Genomic DNA, 18,172 nt, shown 5'->3' with positions numbered 1-18,172 from the left:
TATGGAAGCGTTGTTCAAAAGGTTTGAGAGCATGAAGGTGCTCTCGGGCAGCACACTTAAGCTGATAGCGCTTTTCACGATGATGTGCGACCATGTGGGGTCGATACTGCTAAGCCGCTCAGAGCTTGGCATGACGCCCTTTTTGAGCATAGGCTCACACGGCCTGACGCTGTATGCGGTGTCAAGAATGATAGGCAGGATAGCGTTTCCGATATACTGCTTTCTTATCACCGAAGGGTTTATACACACCCACGACAGAAAGCGCTACGGCATAAGTCTCCTGATATTTGCGCTGATATCCGAGATACCGTGGAACTTAGAGCACTCAGGGCATCTTACCCACCCGACACAGAATGTATTCTTCACACTCTTTTTAGGATACTTAGGCATTTGCGCTGTTGAAAAATACAAGGAAGACACGCAAAGGCTGCTTTTAAGTCTTTTGGCGCTGTTCGGTATAAGCTTAGTGCTCAGGTGCGACTACGGCTGCAGGGGCTTTGCGCTTATCGTACTCATATACGTCCTGAGAGACAAGAAGGTCTTACAGGCGATACTCGGCAGCTGCATGGTAAGCTCTGCATATGCGGCGATAATTGCGTTTATCCCGATAAACCTTTACAACGGCGAGAGGGGATTTATCAAAGGCAAGGCCTTGAAATACGCATTCTATGTGGCATATCCGCTGCACATATTCATTATATATCTGATAAGGCTGAACACGTTTGGCTACAACTGAGCTTTGCCCCCGGACAGGGGGCTTTTTTCAGGTAACAGGAGAAACGCTGCGCTTGGTCAGTTAACAGTTAACAGGTAACAGGTAACAGTTGTGGTGTCCTGCTTGCGCAGGACGTTATGGCCATTCGGCCGGTAATGCTGCGCTCAGTGAATAGTGAATAGTGAAGAATGAATAGTGAATAATTAAGGTGTGCGCCGCAGGCGCATATCCGAAGGGTCGAGGGGCGACCGGAAAGCCCCTCGGTGTACCCCCTAAGGACGAGAGAGCGCCCTTGAAGGTAAGCGCCCGGACAAATCAGCTAAAGGGGTAGTCTCTCGCTTTGTTCACGCTACGGGTAGGGGGGCTTTCGAGCTGTCGCAGACAGCTCATGCGCCACCCCTGCTCCGGCTTCGCCTGCGCCACCCCCTTCGGACTGACCTTTCCTCAGTCACATTTCGCCCGAATGGGCATATCGTGCGGCTGTGCCGCACACCTCAATTATGCATTATGCATTATGCATTATGCATTGAATAAGCATTATGCATTAAAAAAAGCATTATGCATTAAAAAAGAAAGGAAGATAAACTTGGATAGGATAGAATTTTTCCGTGACCTTGCGGTGATAATAGTTTCGGCAAAGCTGTTCGGATTGCTGGCGGCTAAACTTAAAGCTCCGCAGGTCGTGGGTGAGATAATCGCAGGTCTGCTTATCGGCCCCTGCGTGCTCGGTGTGGTGAGCGACTCTGATTATCTGAAGCTCATAGCCGAGATAGGCGTCGTTATGCTAATGTTCGGCGCAGGACTTACAACAAACCTTAAAGACCTCATAAAAACAGGCCCTAAGGCGCTGCTTATCGCCTGTGTGGGAGTTTTTGTGCCGCTTATCGGCGGAACACTGCTCTACAGCGCTTTCTACGGCTTCGGGGCGGTGGGGAGCGAGAAGTTCATGCGTGCTGTATTTATCGGCACTATCATGACCGCTACAAGTGTCAGCATAACAGTCGAGACACTTAAAGAGCTCGGCAAGCTAAAAGGCACTATCGGCACGCTTATCCTAAGCGCTGCCATAATAGACGACGTTATAGGCATCATCGTGCTGACATTCGTTATCGGCTTCAAAGACCCCGACAGCAAGCCGTCAAGCGTGCTGTGGCACACGGGGCTGTTCTTTGTGTTTTCTTTTGCGGTGGGCTTCCTGACCTACTACATCTTCAAGAAGATAGACAAGCGCTACCCCCACCAGAGGAGGATACCGATACTCGGGCTTGCGCTGTGTATGTTCTTAGCATTCGCAGCTGAAGCGTTTTTCGGCATTGCCGACATCACAGGCGCATACGTTGCAGGCCTTATCCTTTGCAGCCTGACCGACTCGGACTACATCGCAAGGCGTGTTGACATAAACTCATATATGTTCTTCGGTCCTGTATTCTTTGCAAGCATAGGCCTTAAGACGACACTGAGCGGCTTCAACGCAGACCTTTTGCTTTTCTCTGTAGGATTTGTGCTCGTTGCACTTCTTGCCAAGGTGATAGGCTGCGGCCTGACAGCAAGGCTGATGGGCTTCAAGGCAAGCGACAGTCTGAAAGTCGGCGTAGGCATGATGACGAGAGGCGAGGTAGCGCTCATCGTAGCGCAGAAAGGCTTATCCGTAGGGCTTCTCGACTCAAAATACTTTGCCAGCGTGATACTTCTCATCATCGTATCCTCAGTTTCGACACCGATACTGCTTAAAGCTCTCTATCACCATGACAAAGCCCCCGAACCGGCAGACGCCGTCTGAAAAAGCCCCGAGAGGGGCTTTTTTCAGTTAACAGGTAACAGGCCATATTCAGGTAACAGGTTACAGGTAACAGGTAACAGTTGAGGAGCGCCTGCGGCGCAGATGCCCATTCGGGCGGTAACGCTTCGCTTAGTGAATAGTGAATAGTGAAGAATGAATAGTGAATAGTTGATGTGCGCCTGCGGCGATTATGCCCATTCGGGCAATATGTGACCGAGGAAAGGCAAGTCCGAAGGGGGTGAGCGGCAGCTACGCTGACGCAGGGGGGCGACCGGAAAGCCCCCCTACCGTAGCGTGAACAAAGCGAGAGACTACCCCTTTAGCTAAATTGTGGGGTCAGCTTTCCTTCAAGGCGGCTCTCTCGTTCTCAGGGGATACACGAGGGGCTTTCCGGTCGCCCCTCGACCCTTCGGTTCGCCGCCTTCGGCGGCTCTTGGCCGAATGGCCATATGTCGCCGTCAGGCGCACCTCTGAACCTGTCAAGTTTTCTGCACACATAAAGTTAATAAAACTATTGATATCAGCCAATAGAAAGCTTTTCATTTGGCTCTGCGAAAAAAACTCTGTAAATTCAAAAACTGTGATAAAAACGTTAAGTTGTGAGCGGCTTGAAAATAGCCGCTCCAATTTTTTTACAGTATACAATAGATACTGTAATTTGTCAAGGTTCTTTGGATATCAGCCGATCCTGTCGGGGTACATGATCTCAAGCTCGCCCAGAACTTTGCCCCAGTTTCGCAGCGGCATGGTCCATTTCTTAGCTATCTCATGCGTTGCAAGATACAAAGCCTTCAGGAGCGCTGTATCGCTTGGAAATACGCTTCTCTGCTTGTTCAGACGGCGATAGCCGCTGTTAAGACTCTCTATTGCGTTGGTGGTATAAATCACCTTTCTGACATCAGCTGAGAACTTGAAGATCGGTGATATTACGTCCCAGTTCTTGTACCAGCTCTTCATAGCGTTAGGATAATCGTCTTCCCATTTTTCAGTAACACAGTCGAGAGCTTCCAGAGCAGCATCCTCGGAAGGCGCATGATAGATCGTTTTCAGGTCGTTTGCGAACTCCTTCTTGTTCTTCTCTCCAACGTATTTCAGCGTATTTCTTACCTGATGAACGATGCAGCGCTGTAGCTCAGTTTGCGGAAAAGCTGCTGATACAGCTTCTTTCATGCCTGTAAGACCGTCTGCGCAGATGACGAGAATATCCTTAACTCCGCGATTTTTCAGCTCGTTCAGAACGCCGAGCCAGTACTTGGCGCTCTCGTTTTCACCGATATGTATTGAAAGAACTTCCTTGTGACCTGTCATGCTGACAGCAAGGATCACATATGCGGCAAGCTTCCTGATCTGTCCGTTATCACGCACTGAGAAGTGTACAGCATCGATGAATACTATCGGATATACTTCGTCCAATGGACGTTTCTGCCAGTCCTCTATCTGCGGCAGAAGGCGGTCTGTGATATCTGATACCATACCGTCGCTGACTTCAAATCCGTAGATATCTTCGATAGTTTCGCTTATTTGGCGTGTGGTCATTCCTTTGGCATACAGAGCAATTATCTTCTGCTCAATACCTGAGATGTCCTTCTGTCGCTTCTTTACGACCTTTGGCTCAAAACTGCCGTCACGATCCTGCGGCACTTCTATTTCCGTTTCGCCGAAGCTCCCGCGTATCTTCTTGGTTTTCTTTCCGTTGCGAGAGTCAGGATTGTCGGAACGTTCATATTCCTGATATCCAAGATGCTCGTCCATTTCGGATTCAAGCATTTCCTGGATCGTTCCTCCGAGAAGGTCTTTCAGGGCATCCTCAATATCCTTAGCCGACTTGATGTCGTATTCCTCAAGCAGCATTCCTATTATGTTCTTCTTGCCCTCGCTCATCGGTTCTCTTTTTCTTCTTGCCATAAAAAATCAGCCTCCTGTGATATTAATTCTATTTTATCACAGTTTGCTGACTTTTTACAGACTTTTTTTCAGAGGCTCTTTCATTTCTGAGCTCATATGGCGTTTTTAAGCCGTTTGAGCTGTGATAACGATGTGTGTTGTAAAAGCCAAAGACGTATTCAAATATTTTTAGCTCGGCTTCCTTCCTCGTTTTGAACCTACAGCCATGTACACAGGCATTTTTGACCGTTGCCCAGAAGCTTTCCATAGGTGCATTGTCATATGGCACACCGCTTCGAGACATACTTTGGATCATCTTGTACTTTTGAAGCTTGTTTTTGTATGCATTGGAAGCATATTGCACGCCTCGGTCAGAATGGAACAGCAGTCCTTCGCCCGGCTTGTATTTTTTGAATGCCTGATCAAGCGAATCGATCATCAGTTCCTGCGTGTGTTTGCTGCTAAAGCTTAATCCGACACAATCACGTGCACATAGGTCTATTATCCCTGCTGCGTACAGCCAGCCTTCGTCTGTCCATATGTAAGTGCTGTCTCCGCACCACTTTCGGTTTGGCTTATCAGCATTAAAATTGCGGTCAAGAAGATTTTCTGCAACTTGATACTTGTGCCTGCTGTTGGTCGTTGCCCTATATTTTTTGCATTTTTTCGGGTACATATTTCCTTGACGCATCAGCCTTCCGACTTTCCCCTCACTCATCGGGTATCCGGCTTCTTCAAGTGCTTTTTTCATACGCACTCTGCCATACTCCTCATAGCTTTCAGCGAAGATCGTCTGCATTTTCTCTACAAGCTCCAGATCTTCTTTTTCTTTGTTGCTGTGAGGGTTTTCCTTTCGGTCATAATATGATCTTGTACTTATCCCGAGAGTCTGACATACCAGATTGATCGGATATTTATCCAATCCTCTCGCCCGCAAGTCATCTATCTTTTCTTTGACTCTTGCTCTGCCTGATATGCCGCAACTTTTTTTAAGATCTCTACCTGCATCCTGAGCTTTTCGTTTTCTTTCTTCAATCGCCTAAGTTCTGCATCCTGCGGACGCTGTTTCCCACAGCCTACAAATGCATCCTCGCCGTACTTTCTGTACTCTCTGCGCCATGTGTAGATCGTTTGCTCCGGTATTGCGAATTTTTCGGATAACACTTTCACAGATATGTTATCTTTGAAGTGCAGTTCCATGATCTTAAATTTGAATTCCCGACTGTTTTCTCCATGTGTGCTCATTTGAAGCCAACTCCTTTTTTATATTATATCATTATTAACTTCAAATGTGTAGTTTTATTATACAGGTTCACCTCAACTATTCACTCTTCACTCTTCACTCTTCACTAAGCGCAGCGTTTCTCCTGTTACCTGTTACCTGTTAACTCTCCCCCGACAGGGGCGGGGGAGTTCATTGACTTTGCCTTGAAAATGTGCTATAATAAATTGTGTATAACTGCGTGTAAGGGAATGTGAAATATATGGAAGTCAAACTCGGGTTTTCGATGCTCGGCAGGGTGTTTATGATGCCTGCGAGCGTTGTTGATGAATATATAAAAATAAGTACAGGCGAGCAGATAAAGGTGCTTATGTGTATCTATTGCCTGGGCTCTGAGAAGATAAGGACTGAGGATATCGCCGGTATGGCAGGGGTCAGCGAGCAGACGGTCAGAGAGGCCGTTATACATTTCTCAAAGCTCGGGGTGTTCACAGCATCAGGGCTCACTGGGGCGGAAGCTGAGCCTGCGCAGGAGATAAAGCCTGCCTTGCAGCCTGCTGCCGGGATACCCGTTCAGACAGTGAGGGCTGATGAGATAACGCCTGTTACCCGTGATACATCAAGAAATGCAAAGGTAAGATATACCCCCCGTGAGATAGCCGCAAAAATTGAGCAGGACAACGCCCTTAACGGCCTTATGCAGAGTATGGAGCAGCTTATGGGCAGACAGCTTACCCACTCGAACGTCGGCGATGTGCTTGAAATGTATGAGCACCTGGAGCTTGACCCTGCAAGTATCCTCATGATAGCCGAATACTGCAAGAGCCTGGATAAATGCCGCACGGCGTATATCCTGAGGGTCGCACAGGAGTGGTTTGATGAGGGGATAAGCGAATTTGATGCAGTAGAGCGCAAGATAATAAACCTTGGCAGATATAACTCGTTTGAAGCGAAGATAAAGCGCCTCATAGGCCTTGACGGTGCTGCCACAAAGAAGCAGCGCACATATATCGCTTCGTGGCAGGATATGGGCTTTGACTTTGACATGGTAAGGCTTGCCTATGAGCAGAATATCGACAACACAGGCAAGCTCAGCTTTCCGTATATGGATAAGATACTCCACGGCTGGCAGGAAAAGGGTATTCACACCCCTGCACAGGCAGAGCAGGCGGGTAAGAAATTCCGTGAGGAGAAAAAGCCCGGACAGGACGGCGGCATAACAGCCGGCGATGTGGCGGAATTTGAAAGGTCGATAGATTTTGACAAGCTGACTACATAAGGGAGAATTCAAAATGGCTTACAGCAGAGAGATAGTTGAAAAGGCGCAGGGGATCATTGACGAGCGGCGTATGAAGGCTGAGGATATAAACAGGCAGCGCACCGCTGAGATGATGATATCCTGCCCTGAGATATATGAAAACGAGATGAGGGTGCGTGGGACGTTTTTCAGGCTGATGAACGAGATGCTCACAAAGAAGATAAGCGACCCCGGCGTGCTTGAGCGCATAGAATCTGACCGCACGGCAGCCCTTGAATTCGTAAGAAAGAGCCTCAGGGAAAAAGGCTACCCCGAGGATTATCTTGATACGCCCTACACCTGCCCAAAGTGCAGAGACAGGGGAGTAGTCGAGGGGAGAAGATGCGAGTGCATGAGCGAGCTTCTGCGCCGGCTGTCAGTCGAGAGCCAGGGCGGCGAGGCAACGGTAAGGCGCTTTATTGAAGCAAGGACAGACATCTACGCCACCCCTCAGGACAGAGAGCACATGAAAAAGCTGATAGATTACTTAAAGCGCTACTGCGACGATGTGGCACAGTCAAAGGCCAGCCGCTCGCTGCTTTTCCACGGCTCTACAGGCACGGGCAAGACGTTTCTTTCCCAGTGCATAGCATCAGAGCTCAGAGAGCGTGGGTTTGCCGTGTGCTTTGGCACGGCGTATGAGTTTTTCAAGGCGATAGAAGACCAGCGCTTTAAAAACGCCGACGGCGACACCGAAAACACGATGCTGAGCTGCGACCTGCTGATAATTGACGACTTAGGCGCTGAATTTCGCACAAGCTACACAGAGAGTGTGCTGTATAACATCATAAATACACGCACAGAGCACGCACGCCAGACGATAATCTCAACAAACCTCAGCATAGACGATTTAAGAAAAAGATACAACGAGCGCATAACATCACGCCTTACAGGCACATTCACGACTATCCCCTTCCCGGGGAACGACATAAGGCTCAGGCTGCAAAGCGTGTGAGATAAAGGGAGGGAATGCTGTGAAACGTGAGCTTGGTATAGCAAGGTGCGGCCTTGCCTGCTGCCTTTGCTCTGAGAACAAGGAGTGCAAGGGCTGCAAGCGTGACGGCTTTTTGGAGCTTTCGTGGTGCAAGGACAAAGATCGGTGCGAGGTGAGAAAGTGCGTGATAGAAAAGGGTCTGACAGGCTGCTGTGAGTGCGAGCCAAAAGACTGCCGCAAGGGGCTTTTTGCTGAAAAGATAAAGCCGAGAGCCTTCTCGGAATTTGCTCACCGCTACGGAAAAGACCGTCTGCTCGACTGCCTGGAGCGCAACGAGAAAAACGGCATCGTCTATCACCGTGAGGGCATCACAGGTGACTATGACGGCTTTGACGACATAGAGGAGCTTATAAACTATATACTAAACGGGCAAAGGTAACACAATGAAAAACAATATACTGACAAAAGACGGCCGCCTTAGCTGCAGGAAGTTCAAAAGCTGCGGAGGGTGCAGCTATGACCTTAGCATTGATGAGCAGACGCAGCGCAAGCAGCAGGCAGTCAGACACAAGCTCTCACGCTTTGGCAGAGTGAGCAGGATAATAACCATGGACAAGCCCTACCGCTACCGCTGCAAGGTGACGAGGGTGTACAGAAAGGCCGCCAACGGCAGGCTGATAGCAGGCATATTCAAATCCGGCAGCAGGGGCTGCGTGCCTGTGCATGACTGTATGCTCGAAGACAAGCGCCTTTGCGAGATAGCGTTTGGGTTAGCACCGATATTTGACAAATTTAAGATGCAGCCGTTTGACTATAACACAGGCAAGGGCTGTATACGCCATGTGATGCTTAGAAAGGGCTGCAAAACAGGGGAGATACTCCTTTGCATAGTCACTTCACCACGCACCTTTAAAAACACAGCCGCACTGGCAGATGAGATATCAAAAAAATACCCCGACATAACAACGATAGTACACAACGAGTGCAAAAATCCCCTTCCGCTGACCATAGGCGAGAGCGAGCATATTTTAAAGGGGCAGGGCTTTATCACCGACGAACTGTGCGGACTTAAGTTCGGCATTAGCGCCGGCAGCTTTATGCAGGTAAACCCCATGCAGACCGAGGTGCTGTATTCAGCCGCCCGTGATATGCTTGATGATGACACGGACACGCTGCTCGATGCCTACTGCGGCACGGGGACTATAGGCCTTATCTGCGCAGGCAAAGCCGCTCACGTCACAGGCGTTGAGAAGACCCCCTCGGCTATTGAGGACGCCAGGCGCAACGCCGCCGCAAACGGCATCAGCAATGCAGAATTTATCTGCGGCGATGCAGGAAAATATATGCTGCATCTTGCCAAGCAGGGAATGAAGATAAGTGCCGTCATCATGGACCCGCCGAGAGCCGGTGCTGACAGGCGTTTTATAGAGAGCCTCGGCTCTCTCGCACCAAAGCAGGTAGTCTACATATCCTGCAACCCCGAAACGCTCAGCAGAGACTTATATCTCTTAAAGCAGCAGGGCTACAAAGCAGAGAAGATACAGCCTGTTGATATGTTTCCGCACACGAGGCATGTGGAGTGTATAGTGTGTTTACAAAGGAAGCAGAGGAACGCAGACTTGAGATTTTAAGGTCAGAAATTGCATATCCGTATATGCGATACAGACCGAACGGAAGTCATTCTTATTATGAGCAAAAGGAGATAATCGGGTATGTAGATGCATATATCAACTTGTGTCATACGCCCGTTATACTTGGAGGGAAATTATTATAATATCATCAATTCTGAGGCTGACGAAAGTTGGCCTCTCATTTTTTTATGAAAGGAGTTTTTGTATGAAAAAACTAAGTATGTTTCAGGTGTTCGATTTCAATGGGTGGTGTGCAGGCAAAGAGGAATTGGAGCGAGTTGTCAAAAATCTGAGTGTGCTTGCTCGTCAAAGCTGTATTCACTTGATGATAGTAGTGCAGTCGGCAGGAACAGAGAACATCAATTCAACGACAAGAAGCAACTTGACAAAAATACTGTATTCAGTATTTATGGTATTTGACCGTCATATATAAAAAAACGGAAGCGATATTTTTTAACAAACTATTTACAAAAGTGAAATTTCATGATATAATATATAATAGATAAACATAACTTAGAGACAAATTCAGGAGGAATAAACCATGAAAAAAATAGTAACTTTCATATTAACACTTGGTTTTATCTTAGCCACTAAACCTATTACTGCTTCTGCAAAAGTAGATATGTTTCAGACTGATATGGTTGAAGATGAAGCTCAAGTGCTTAGTACTATAATCACTGATAATATGACAGAATATCAGAAAATGAAAGCTATTAGCCAATATGTTCATGATAATTATCATGAATATAGTTGTATATGTCATACAAGTGCAGTATATGAATTAGCAACTGAAGCTGGTATACAGTGTTGGGCACTACATCCTTTTGAAACTACTGCTACTAACGGTCATGTGTGTAATATGGCAATATTAGATGGTAAGTATTATAAAGTAGACGGTCAGATAAATCAGATATTAGAAGAATCTGATCTTTGGATATTAACTACTCACGGTAATGGTGATACTGGAATTTGGAAATATATTGATAACTTCCCTGAAACATTAACTATACCAAGTAAAGCACTAAATAGTAAAAATGAATTAGTAGATATTACTTATATTAGTCGTGGATTTAGCAGTTCAGCATATGATGTTGATATACCTGATATAACTCGTCAAAAGTTTAATCTTAAAACTGTTAAAATATCTGAAGGTATAACTACTATTGAAAATCATGCATTTAGAGATCTAACAAAGCTTGAAACTATTTATATTCCGTCTACAGTAACTTATATAGAGCCTTTAGCATTTGATGGTTGTTCAGCACTTAAAAATGTAATCATTGATCCTAAGAACACTGTTTATACAGTAGCTAATGGCTGCATTATTAAAAATAAAAATGAGCTCGTATATAAATATGATTACAACAAAGTAGATACTCTTACTATTCCAGATAATATTACTACAATAACAGATGGATCTTTAGGTTGTTGGTTTACTAATATTTGTATTCCTAAATCTGTAACTTATATTAATGATGAAATAGGAATAAGTTGGAAAGCACTAAGCAATAAAAAAATTTATGGTGTACCTGGAAGTTATGCAGAAGAATTTGCTAATAAGTATGATATTCTTTTTATTGACATAAATAAGGGTGTAATCGGTACTTTAACTAATGATAATGTAGAGCTTACTTATTCAAGTTATGTTTATAGGGGCTATGAGATCAAGCCTGAAGTTACAGTTACTTTTAATAATTCTACACTTAAAGAAAATGTCGATTATACAGTAAGCTACAGCAATAACATAAATGCAGGTACTGCTAAAGTTACAGTTACTGGTATAGGTGATTATAATGGTACTGTTACTAAGACTTTTAATATCTCTAAGAGATCTTTAACTGATGCTTCTATTAAAGTAAATGATAATATATCAAATACTGTAGACGGATATTATAGTTATAATGGTTCTACTACAACTCCCACATTAGAGTCTGGAATAAAGCTTACAAATACTACATATTTTAAAACAATAAATCTTGTTGCCGGTACTGATTATACTATATCAATGAATGGAACACGTTTTAATAATAGAATATTAGATATAACTATTACTGGTAAAGGTAATTATACTGGTAGTGTAGATACATCTGTAGCAATCAAATATACTCCTGCTATAACTAATATTTCTACCTGTACTGCAACTTTTGGAACTACTTCTTATACTTATGACGGAGCGGCTAAAACTCCTACAGTCACAGTAAAGAATGGTTCTACTACACTCAAAAATCGAACTGACTACACAGTATCTTACAGTAACAACATAAATGCAGGCACGGCAGCTGTTACTATTACAGGTAAAGGTAATTATACTGGAACTATTTCCAAGACATTTACAATTAATAAGAAAGATCTTAGTACAACCACAATAACCCTATCTCAGAACAGTTATAAGTATGACGGAAATGCTAAGAAACCCACAGTTACAGTTAAGATAGGAAGTACAGCTATTCCTGCAACCGGATATAATGTATCTTATTCAAATAACGTAAATGCAGGTACAGCTAAAGTTACTGTTACCGGTAAGAATAATTATACCGGTTCTGTATCTGTTAATTTTACTATCACTAAAGCAACCGAGTCTGAAACAACTGAGCCTGTAATTACCAAACCCGATCCTGAACCTGAAATTATAACTCCTATTGCTAATTGTTCAGTAACACTTTCAGCAAGCAGTTTCATCTATACAGGCTCTGTTATAAAGCCTAATGTTACTATAAAGAATGGTTCTGTAACACTTGTTAACGGAACAGACTATACAGTATCATACAACAGCAACATAAATGCAGGCACAGGCAAGGTCACTATCACAGGCAAGGGCAATTACACCGGCTCTGTGAGCAAGAGTTTTACTATTACTCGTGCAAGCATAGCTAAAGCCACAGTAAGCGGTCTATCAAACAAATACTACACCGGCAAGGCGATAGCTCAGACCCCCGTAGTCAAGCTCGGCAGCAAGACCTTAAAAGCAGGCACAGACTACACCGTAAGCTACAAGAGCAACAAGGCAGTCGGCACGGCGACTGTGACTATCACAGGCAAGGGCAATTACACCGGCTCTGTGAGCAAGAGTTTTACTATTACTCGTGCAAGCATAGCTAAAGCCACAGTAAGCGGTCTATCAAACAAGACCTACACAGGCAAAGCGATAACACATACACCCGTAGTCAAGCTCGGCAGCAAGACCTTAAAAGCAGGCACAGACTACACCGTAAGCTACAAGAGCAACAAGGCAGTCGGCACGGCGACTGTGACTATCACAGGCAAGGGTAATTATTCAGGTACAGTCAAGGCCACATTCAAAATAAATCCCAAGAAGACCACCTTGAAGAGCGTGACATCGCCCAAAACCAAACAGCTTAAGGCAACTTACAGCAAGGTATCGGGCGTGACGGGATATCAGATATCCTACTCGACAAGTGCTAAGTTCACAAAGGCAACCACCAAGACTGCAAGCTCGACAGCGACATCTAAGACAATAAGCAAGCTCACTAAGGGCAAGACTTATTATGTAAGAGTTCGCTCATACAAGACGGTAAACGGCACTAAGTATTACAGCGGATGGTCGGCTGTTAAGAAGATCAAGTATAATAGAATAATAGCTATTAATATGATTTTAGCGGCGGTGTAATAACTGCCGCTTTAATTATTTGTGCAAAGTGTATTTATTTGTAAGGGGGAGTGTAACGAACATATATTCTAATTTATGCAATAAGGAGATCTTGCCGACAGAATTTACCAAAGTTCTTGACTTTTCAGGTTTTATGGGATAATATAAAAGCGAAGGGAGGTAAGAGTCAGCACTAATTCAGATGAGCAAAAAGACTCTTTTACAAATCAGCAAAAGTATTATAAAAAGATGTTAGATAATAATGATGATTATATTTTTGTTGGAGTATTTGCTGATGAAGCAATCAGCGGAACAACTGACAATAGACCGAGTTTTCAAAGAATGATAAGAATGGCAGAGCAGGGGCATATTGATGTGATCTTCACAAAGAGTATCTCACGTTTTTCAAGAAATGTCGCCGACCTTCTTCATTATTGTGAGAAGCTGAAAAACCATGGTGTTGATGTAGTTTTTGAAGAAAACGGATTACGCTTATTAGATACAACAGGATCTTTAATGCTGACAATTTTAGGTGCGGTTGCTCAAATGGAAGTAGAGAACACAAGCAGTCATGTTAACTGGACTTTGCAGAAGAAAATGGAGAAGGGTGAATTTGTTGGTCAGGCAGCACCTTTGGGGTATGATGTCGTCGATAACCAGTTAGTAATAAATGAAGATGAAGCTGAGACAGTGAGATATATTTTCAGCCGATATTTAGATGGAATAGGCGGATCAAGAATCGCCAAAGAACTTCAGAGCATGGGTGCAAAGACCAAAAGAGGAAATGAAGTTTGGAACACATCAACTGTACTTGGTATCATAAAAAACGAAAAGTACACAGGTTTGTTTGTTCAAGGAAAAACATATACCGTTAATCCTATCAGTCACGAAAGAAAAATAACAACGGAGAAGCCAGAAGTTATAGAATTGAAGACCATCATGAGGCTATTATTTCATTAGAAGATTGGGAGAAAGCACAAGCCATTACGGAGAACAGGTGCTTATCATATGCTGACGGACGAAAAAGAGGAACAACAAAAGACTATCAGTTTAGTGTTTTTACATCAAAACTGATTTGTGCATACTGCGGTAAAAAATACGTCAGAAGAAAAATACATGCAGGGACTAAATATGAGAAAGTAGTCTGGAACTGTACCACAAAATGCAAACTGGGTAAAGCGAATTGTCCTCAAAGCAAACCGATTGAAGAAGATTATATCAAGCAATCTGTTGTAAATGTAATCAAAAACCTGATAGACGATACTGACAGTATTTTCTATCTGTCAAACGGCAAGCTGAATGAGCTGCTTAAACAATCAAGCAAGAATAAAGGGAAAATTGAGGAACAGATCATCCAATGCCGAAAAAACGTTGAGATAAAAAAGAAAAAGAAAGCAAAACTGTTTGATTTGCTTTTGGAAGACACAATAACAGAAAAGGAGTACAATTCACGTCTCAATGAAATTGATAAAGAAGTAAAATCTGCACAGAAACTGCTTGATGAACTCGTTTCAATGTCAAACAAAGAAGAAATAAAATGCAAAGCAGGCTCTCAAATCGGTAAAATGATTAGTGAGGGGAAAGCTGACTGCTTCAACGAAGAGCTATTTAATTATATAATAGACAGGATAGTAATAGGCGGAGTAAGATCAGACGGCATTGATGATCCGAAAGCACTTCACTCTGAGCTTAATATTGATAATCTTTGTACGGATATGGTCGTAAAAGTTGACAAAGACGGGGTTTTGCGTTATACTATGAATGAGAATATAGAGGGAATCATATGTAATGACGACACAGATTCCTTGTGTTCCTATTATAACGACAATGCACATTGAGACGATAGCTTTGCTGACGAAAGCCATGTGATAGTTAACAGGTAACAGGTAACAGGCTCTTGTCAGGTAACAGGTAACAGGTAACAGGTAACAGTTGAGGTGCGGCTTACGCCGCTTATGCCCATTCGGGCGGAAACGCTTCGCTCAGTGAATAATGAATAGTGAATAGTGAATAGTGAATTGAACCTGTATAATAAAACTACACATTTGAAGTTAATAATGATATAATATAAAAAAAGGAGTTGGCTTCAAATGAGCACACATGGAGAAAACAGTCGGGAATTCAAATTTAAGATCATGGAACTGCACTTCAAAGATAACATATCTGTGAAAGTGTTATCCGAAAAATTCGCAATACCGGAGCAAACGATCTACACATGGCGCAGAGAGTACAGAAAGTACGGCGAGGATGCATTTGTAGGCTGTGGGAAACAGCGTCCGCAGGATGCAGAACTTAGGCGATTGAAGAAAGAAAACGAAAAGCTCAGGATGCAGGTAGAGATCCTAAAAAAAGTTGCGGCATATCAGGCAGAGCAAGAGTCAAAGAAAAGATAGATGACTTGCGGGCGAGAGGATTGGATAAATATCCGATCAATCTGGTATGTCAGACTCTCGGGATAAGTACAAGATCATATTATGACCGAAAGGAAAACCCTCGCAGCAACAAAGAAAAAGAAGATCTGGAGCTTGTAGAGAAAATGCAGACGATCTTCGCTGAAAGCTATGAGGAGTATGGCAGAGTGCGTATGAAAAAAGCACTTGAAGAAGCCGGATACCCGATGAGTGAGGGGAAAGTCGGAAGGCTGATGCGTCAAGGAAATATGTACCCGAAAAAATGCAAAAAATATAGGGCAACGACCAACAGCAGGCACAAGTATCAAGTTGCAGAAAATCTTCTTGACCGCAATTTTAATGCTGATAAGCCAAACCGAAAGTGGTGCGGAGACAGCACTTACATATGGACAGACGAAGGCTGGCTGTACGCAGCAGGGATAATAGACCTATGTGCACGTGATTGTGTCGGATTAAGCTTTAGCAGCAAACACACGCAGGAACTGATGATCGATTCGCTTGATCAGGCATTCAAAAAATACAAGCCGGGCGAAGGACTGCTGTTCCATTCTGACCGAGGCGTGCAATATGCTTCCAATGCATACAAAAACAAGCTTCATAAGTACAAGATGATCCAAAGTATGTCTCGAAGCGGTGTGCCATATGACAATGCACCTATGGAAAGCTTCTGGGCAACGGTCAAAAATGCCTGTGTACATGGCTGTAGGTTCAAAACGAGGAAGGAAGCCGAGCTAAAAATATTTGAATACGTCTTTGGCTTTTACAACACACATCGTTATCACAGCTCAAACGGCTTAAAAACGCCATATGAGCTCAGAAATGAAAAGCTTTCTATTGGCTGATATCAATAGTTTTATTAACTTTATGTGTGCAGAAAACTTGACAGGTTCAGAATAGTTGAGGAGCGCCTGACGGCGATTATGGCCATTCGGCCTGTTGGTCGTGCGACTATAGTTTAATCGTAGGGCTTGACATTCCGAAGGGTCGAGGGGCGACCGGAAAGCCCCTCGGTGTACCCTATGAGGACGAGAGCGTACCCTTGAAGGAAAGCTGCTCCCACAATTAAGCTAAAGGGGTAGTCTCTCACTATCCCTACGCTACGGATAGGGGGGCTTTCCGGTCGCCCCCCTGCGTCAGCGAAGCTGCCGCTCACCCCCTTCGGGTGCAAATCCTGCGACTTAGCTGAAACCGTCCGACTGACACGCCCGAATGGGCATCTGCGCCGCAGGCGCACCATACCTGTTACCTGTTACCTGTAACCTGTTACCTGACAAGAGCCCGTTACCTGAAATAAAGGAGGACAAAATATGCTTGAGATAAACACAAAAGCCCCCGATTTTACATTGCAAGACCAAAACGGTGATGAGCATACGCTCTCGCAGTATCAGGGCAAAAAGGTGATACTCTATTTCTACCCGAAGGATAATACCTCGGGCTGTACTAAGCAGGCGTGCGGCTTTGCTGAGAGGTATCCGCAGTTTCTGGAAAAGGGCGCAGTTGTCCTCGGCGTGTCGAGAGACAGTGCGGCATCGCATAAGAGGTTCGAGGAGAAATACAGCCTGCCTTTTCCGCTGCTTTGCGACCCCGACCATAAGATAACGGAAATGTACGGCGCATGGGGCGAGAAAAAGACAGCCGGTAAGGTGTCTATGGGCGTTATCCGCACGACATACCTGATAGACGAGCAGGGAGTGATAATAAAGGCCATGACTAAGGTCAAGGCGGCAGATAACCCTGCTGATATGCTCGATGCACTTTCGTAAACGCATACTTGCCGCCGTGATGCTCTCCTGCTGCCTTGTTTCATGCGCAAACGCAGACAGCTCATCGGATATATCGCAGAGCGAGCCTGAAACGGTGCAGGCCTGTACGAGCGAAAGATCTGTAAGAGACAAAGCGCTTGATGATTACCTTGCACTTATAGACGCTACAGACCGCTGCGCACACGCCCTTGGCAGCATCGACGGGCATATCTACACAAACTCGCTCGATGCGCTGTGGCGAAGCTACGAGGGCGGTGCAAGGCTCTTTGAAGCGGATATCCACCTGACCTCTGACGGGCAGGCGGTGCTCGTTCACGGCTTTGCGAAAAATGACTACCTAAAACGCATTGGCGAGGAGTATTACCCCGATAAATACAAAAAGACTGGCGAGGACTATTACCCTACCCACGATGAATTCATGTCGTGGAGGATACAGGGGAGGTATCAGCCGCTTGACTTTGCGATGCTCGGGTGTTTTATCAAGGCGCACCCCGACATCTTCGTGCTCGCAGACGTGTGGGCGCAGGACTACGACAGCACAAAGGCCGTATACACCGCCATGTGCGAGGCCTGCGGCTATGACGAGCTCGTACTCTCGCACATAATAGCCGGCGGCCACACGCAGGACATGATAAGGGCTGTCAAGGACGTATACGACTTTCCTATCTTAAACCTCTACTACTCGGACGAGATGATAAATGATGACTTCACAGCGCAGGATTTTGCAGATTACTGCAAGTCGCAGGGCATACAGTCCTACAGCTGCTCTGATGAATACTGCACGGTGGACAACTACGGGCTTTTAGAGGGCAGCGGGCTGATATCCTACGTTTTCACAGTTGATGACAAAGAGCGTGCATCAAAGCTGCTTGCCTGCGGTGTTGATATAGTCGGCGCAAACGATATACCTTAAGGTTTTTTTAAGAAA

The 18,172-nt window shown here is 44.9% G+C and carries 17 protein-coding genes and 1 pseudogene; 15 read left to right on the top strand and 3 right to left on the bottom strand.

All coding sequences use genetic code 11. The features are described from left to right. The first annotated feature begins 1 nt into the window (after position 1). Both CD05_RS0112540 and CD05_RS0112535 read left to right on the top strand, forming a co-directional pair. Positions 2-736 carry a TraX family protein gene (locus CD05_RS0112540; protein WP_028510778.1) on the top strand — a complete coding sequence of 245 codons (735 nt, stop codon included), beginning with the start codon at positions 2-4 and terminating at the stop codon, positions 734-736. A 565-nt stretch (positions 737-1,301) separates the two neighbouring features. Continuing rightward, entirely contained in the window at positions 1,302-2,495 is a 1,194-nt protein-coding gene (locus CD05_RS0112535) for a cation:proton antiporter (protein ID WP_028510777.1), read from the top strand. 678 nt (positions 2,496-3,173) lie between these two features. Here the strand turns inward: CD05_RS0112535 and CD05_RS0112530 are convergent. Genes CD05_RS0112530 through CD05_RS0112520 form a run of 3 tightly spaced genes read right to left on the bottom strand, consistent with a single transcriptional unit; the run spans position 3,174 to position 5,624 of the window. Further along, a complete protein-coding gene (locus CD05_RS0112530; RefSeq protein ID WP_028509299.1) occupies positions 3,174-4,400 on the bottom strand; it encodes an IS256 family transposase in 1,227 nt (408 codons plus the stop codon). A gap of 28 nt (positions 4,401-4,428) precedes the next feature. Then, the gene (locus CD05_RS0112525) at positions 4,429-5,316 is read right to left on the bottom strand and encodes an IS3 family transposase (RefSeq protein ID WP_242841265.1); all 888 of its coding nucleotides are present in this window, start codon (positions 5,314-5,316) and stop codon (positions 4,429-4,431) included. Between the two features lie 5 nt (positions 5,317-5,321). Further along, a complete protein-coding gene (locus CD05_RS0112520; RefSeq protein WP_028509370.1) occupies positions 5,322-5,624 on the bottom strand; it encodes a helix-turn-helix domain-containing protein in 303 nt (100 codons plus the stop codon). Positions 5,625-5,863: 239 nt separating this feature from the next. Here CD05_RS0112520 and CD05_RS0112515 point away from each other — a divergent pair, with 239 nt between their 5' ends. The 13 genes and pseudogenes from CD05_RS0112515 to CD05_RS0112465 all read left to right on the top strand — a co-directional run bounded on the left by CD05_RS0112515 (position 5,864) and on the right by CD05_RS0112465 (position 18,157). Continuing rightward, on the top strand, positions 5,864-6,880 hold the full coding sequence (locus tag CD05_RS0112515; protein WP_028510775.1) for a DnaD domain protein: 1,017 nt from the start codon (positions 5,864-5,866) through the stop codon (positions 6,878-6,880). A gap of 13 nt (positions 6,881-6,893) precedes the next feature. Then, complete coding sequence (locus CD05_RS18590; RefSeq protein ID WP_051588999.1) at positions 6,894-7,853, top strand: ATP-binding protein; 960 nt, start codon at positions 6,894-6,896, stop codon at positions 7,851-7,853. A 19-nt stretch (positions 7,854-7,872) separates the two neighbouring features. Beyond that, the gene (locus CD05_RS0112505; RefSeq protein WP_028510774.1) at positions 7,873-8,271 is read left to right on the top strand and encodes a DUF3795 domain-containing protein; all 399 of its coding nucleotides are present in this window, start codon (positions 7,873-7,875) and stop codon (positions 8,269-8,271) included. A gap of 4 nt (positions 8,272-8,275) precedes the next feature. Then, positions 8,276-9,463: a 23S rRNA (uracil(1939)-C(5))-methyltransferase RlmD gene (gene rlmD / locus CD05_RS0112500; RefSeq protein ID WP_028510773.1), complete on the top strand. Its 1,188-nt coding sequence runs from the start codon at positions 8,276-8,278 to the stop codon at positions 9,461-9,463. A gap of 205 nt (positions 9,464-9,668) precedes the next feature. After that, positions 9,669-9,896 (top strand): hypothetical protein, encoded by a 228-nt coding sequence (locus CD05_RS0112495; RefSeq protein WP_028510772.1) that lies wholly within the window; start codon positions 9,669-9,671, stop codon positions 9,894-9,896. A 108-nt stretch (positions 9,897-10,004) separates the two neighbouring features. Next, entirely contained in the window at positions 10,005-13,091 is a 3,087-nt protein-coding gene (locus CD05_RS18585) for a leucine-rich repeat protein (protein ID WP_037322999.1), read from the top strand. A gap of 171 nt (positions 13,092-13,262) precedes the next feature. Then, positions 13,263-13,670, top strand: a pseudogene (locus tag CD05_RS20945) (recombinase family protein); the annotation flags it as partial. After that, a complete protein-coding gene (locus CD05_RS21175; RefSeq protein ID WP_242841302.1) occupies positions 13,668-14,030 on the top strand; it encodes a recombinase family protein in 363 nt (120 codons plus the stop codon). The pseudogene CD05_RS20945 and the gene CD05_RS21175, both read left to right, overlap by 3 nt. Before the next feature lie 455 nt (positions 14,031-14,485). Next, on the top strand, positions 14,486-14,908 hold the full coding sequence (locus CD05_RS20935) for a hypothetical protein (RefSeq protein ID WP_051588997.1): 423 nt from the start codon (positions 14,486-14,488) through the stop codon (positions 14,906-14,908). 252 nt (positions 14,909-15,160) lie between these two features. Next, positions 15,161-15,463 (top strand): helix-turn-helix domain-containing protein, encoded by a 303-nt coding sequence (locus CD05_RS0112480; protein ID WP_028509370.1) that lies wholly within the window; start codon positions 15,161-15,163, stop codon positions 15,461-15,463. Positions 15,464-15,483: 20 nt separating this feature from the next. Next, complete coding sequence (locus tag CD05_RS0112475) at positions 15,484-16,323, top strand: IS3 family transposase (RefSeq protein WP_028510669.1); 840 nt, start codon at positions 15,484-15,486, stop codon at positions 16,321-16,323. A gap of 465 nt (positions 16,324-16,788) precedes the next feature. Next, positions 16,789-17,244, top strand: a complete 456-nt coding sequence (gene bcp / locus CD05_RS0112470; protein WP_028510771.1) for a thioredoxin-dependent thiol peroxidase — start codon at positions 16,789-16,791, stop codon at positions 17,242-17,244. Then, the gene (locus CD05_RS0112465; protein ID WP_028510770.1) at positions 17,231-18,157 is read left to right on the top strand and encodes a hypothetical protein; all 927 of its coding nucleotides are present in this window, start codon (positions 17,231-17,233) and stop codon (positions 18,155-18,157) included. Before bcp ends, CD05_RS0112465 begins: the two co-directional genes overlap by 14 nt. Positions 18,158-18,172 lie beyond the last annotated feature (15 nt).

This window comes from Ruminococcus sp. NK3A76, from assembly GCF_000686125.1.
Lineage (GTDB): Bacteria > Bacillota > Clostridia > Oscillospirales > Ruminococcaceae > NK3A76.
This window is presented reverse-complemented; position numbering and strand designations above follow the sequence as displayed.

Coding starts and splice junctions, on each gene's coding strand:
- CD05_RS0112540 (WP_028510778.1), top strand. CDS start 2: ATGGAAGCGTTGTTCAAAAGGTTTGAGAGCATGAAGGTGCTCTCGGGC.
- CD05_RS0112530 (WP_028509299.1), bottom strand. CDS start 4,400: ATGGCAAGAAGAAAAAGAGAACCGATGAGCGAGGGCAAGAAGAACATA.
- CD05_RS0112520 (WP_028509370.1), bottom strand. CDS start 5,624: ATGAGCACACATGGAGAAAACAGTCGGGAATTCAAATTTAAGATCATG.
- CD05_RS0112515 (WP_028510775.1), top strand. CDS start 5,864: ATGGAAGTCAAACTCGGGTTTTCGATGCTCGGCAGGGTGTTTATGATG.
- CD05_RS18590 (WP_051588999.1), top strand. CDS start 6,894: ATGGCTTACAGCAGAGAGATAGTTGAAAAGGCGCAGGGGATCATTGAC.
- rlmD (WP_028510773.1), top strand. CDS start 8,276: ATGAAAAACAATATACTGACAAAAGACGGCCGCCTTAGCTGCAGGAAG.
- CD05_RS0112495 (WP_028510772.1), top strand. CDS start 9,669: ATGAAAAAACTAAGTATGTTTCAGGTGTTCGATTTCAATGGGTGGTGT.
- CD05_RS18585 (WP_037322999.1), top strand. CDS start 10,005: ATGAAAAAAATAGTAACTTTCATATTAACACTTGGTTTTATCTTAGCC.
- CD05_RS21175 (WP_242841302.1), top strand. CDS start 13,668: ATGGAGAAGGGTGAATTTGTTGGTCAGGCAGCACCTTTGGGGTATGAT.
- CD05_RS0112480 (WP_028509370.1), top strand. CDS start 15,161: ATGAGCACACATGGAGAAAACAGTCGGGAATTCAAATTTAAGATCATG.
- bcp (WP_028510771.1), top strand. CDS start 16,789: ATGCTTGAGATAAACACAAAAGCCCCCGATTTTACATTGCAAGACCAA.
- CD05_RS0112465 (WP_028510770.1), top strand. CDS start 17,231: ATGCACTTTCGTAAACGCATACTTGCCGCCGTGATGCTCTCCTGCTGC.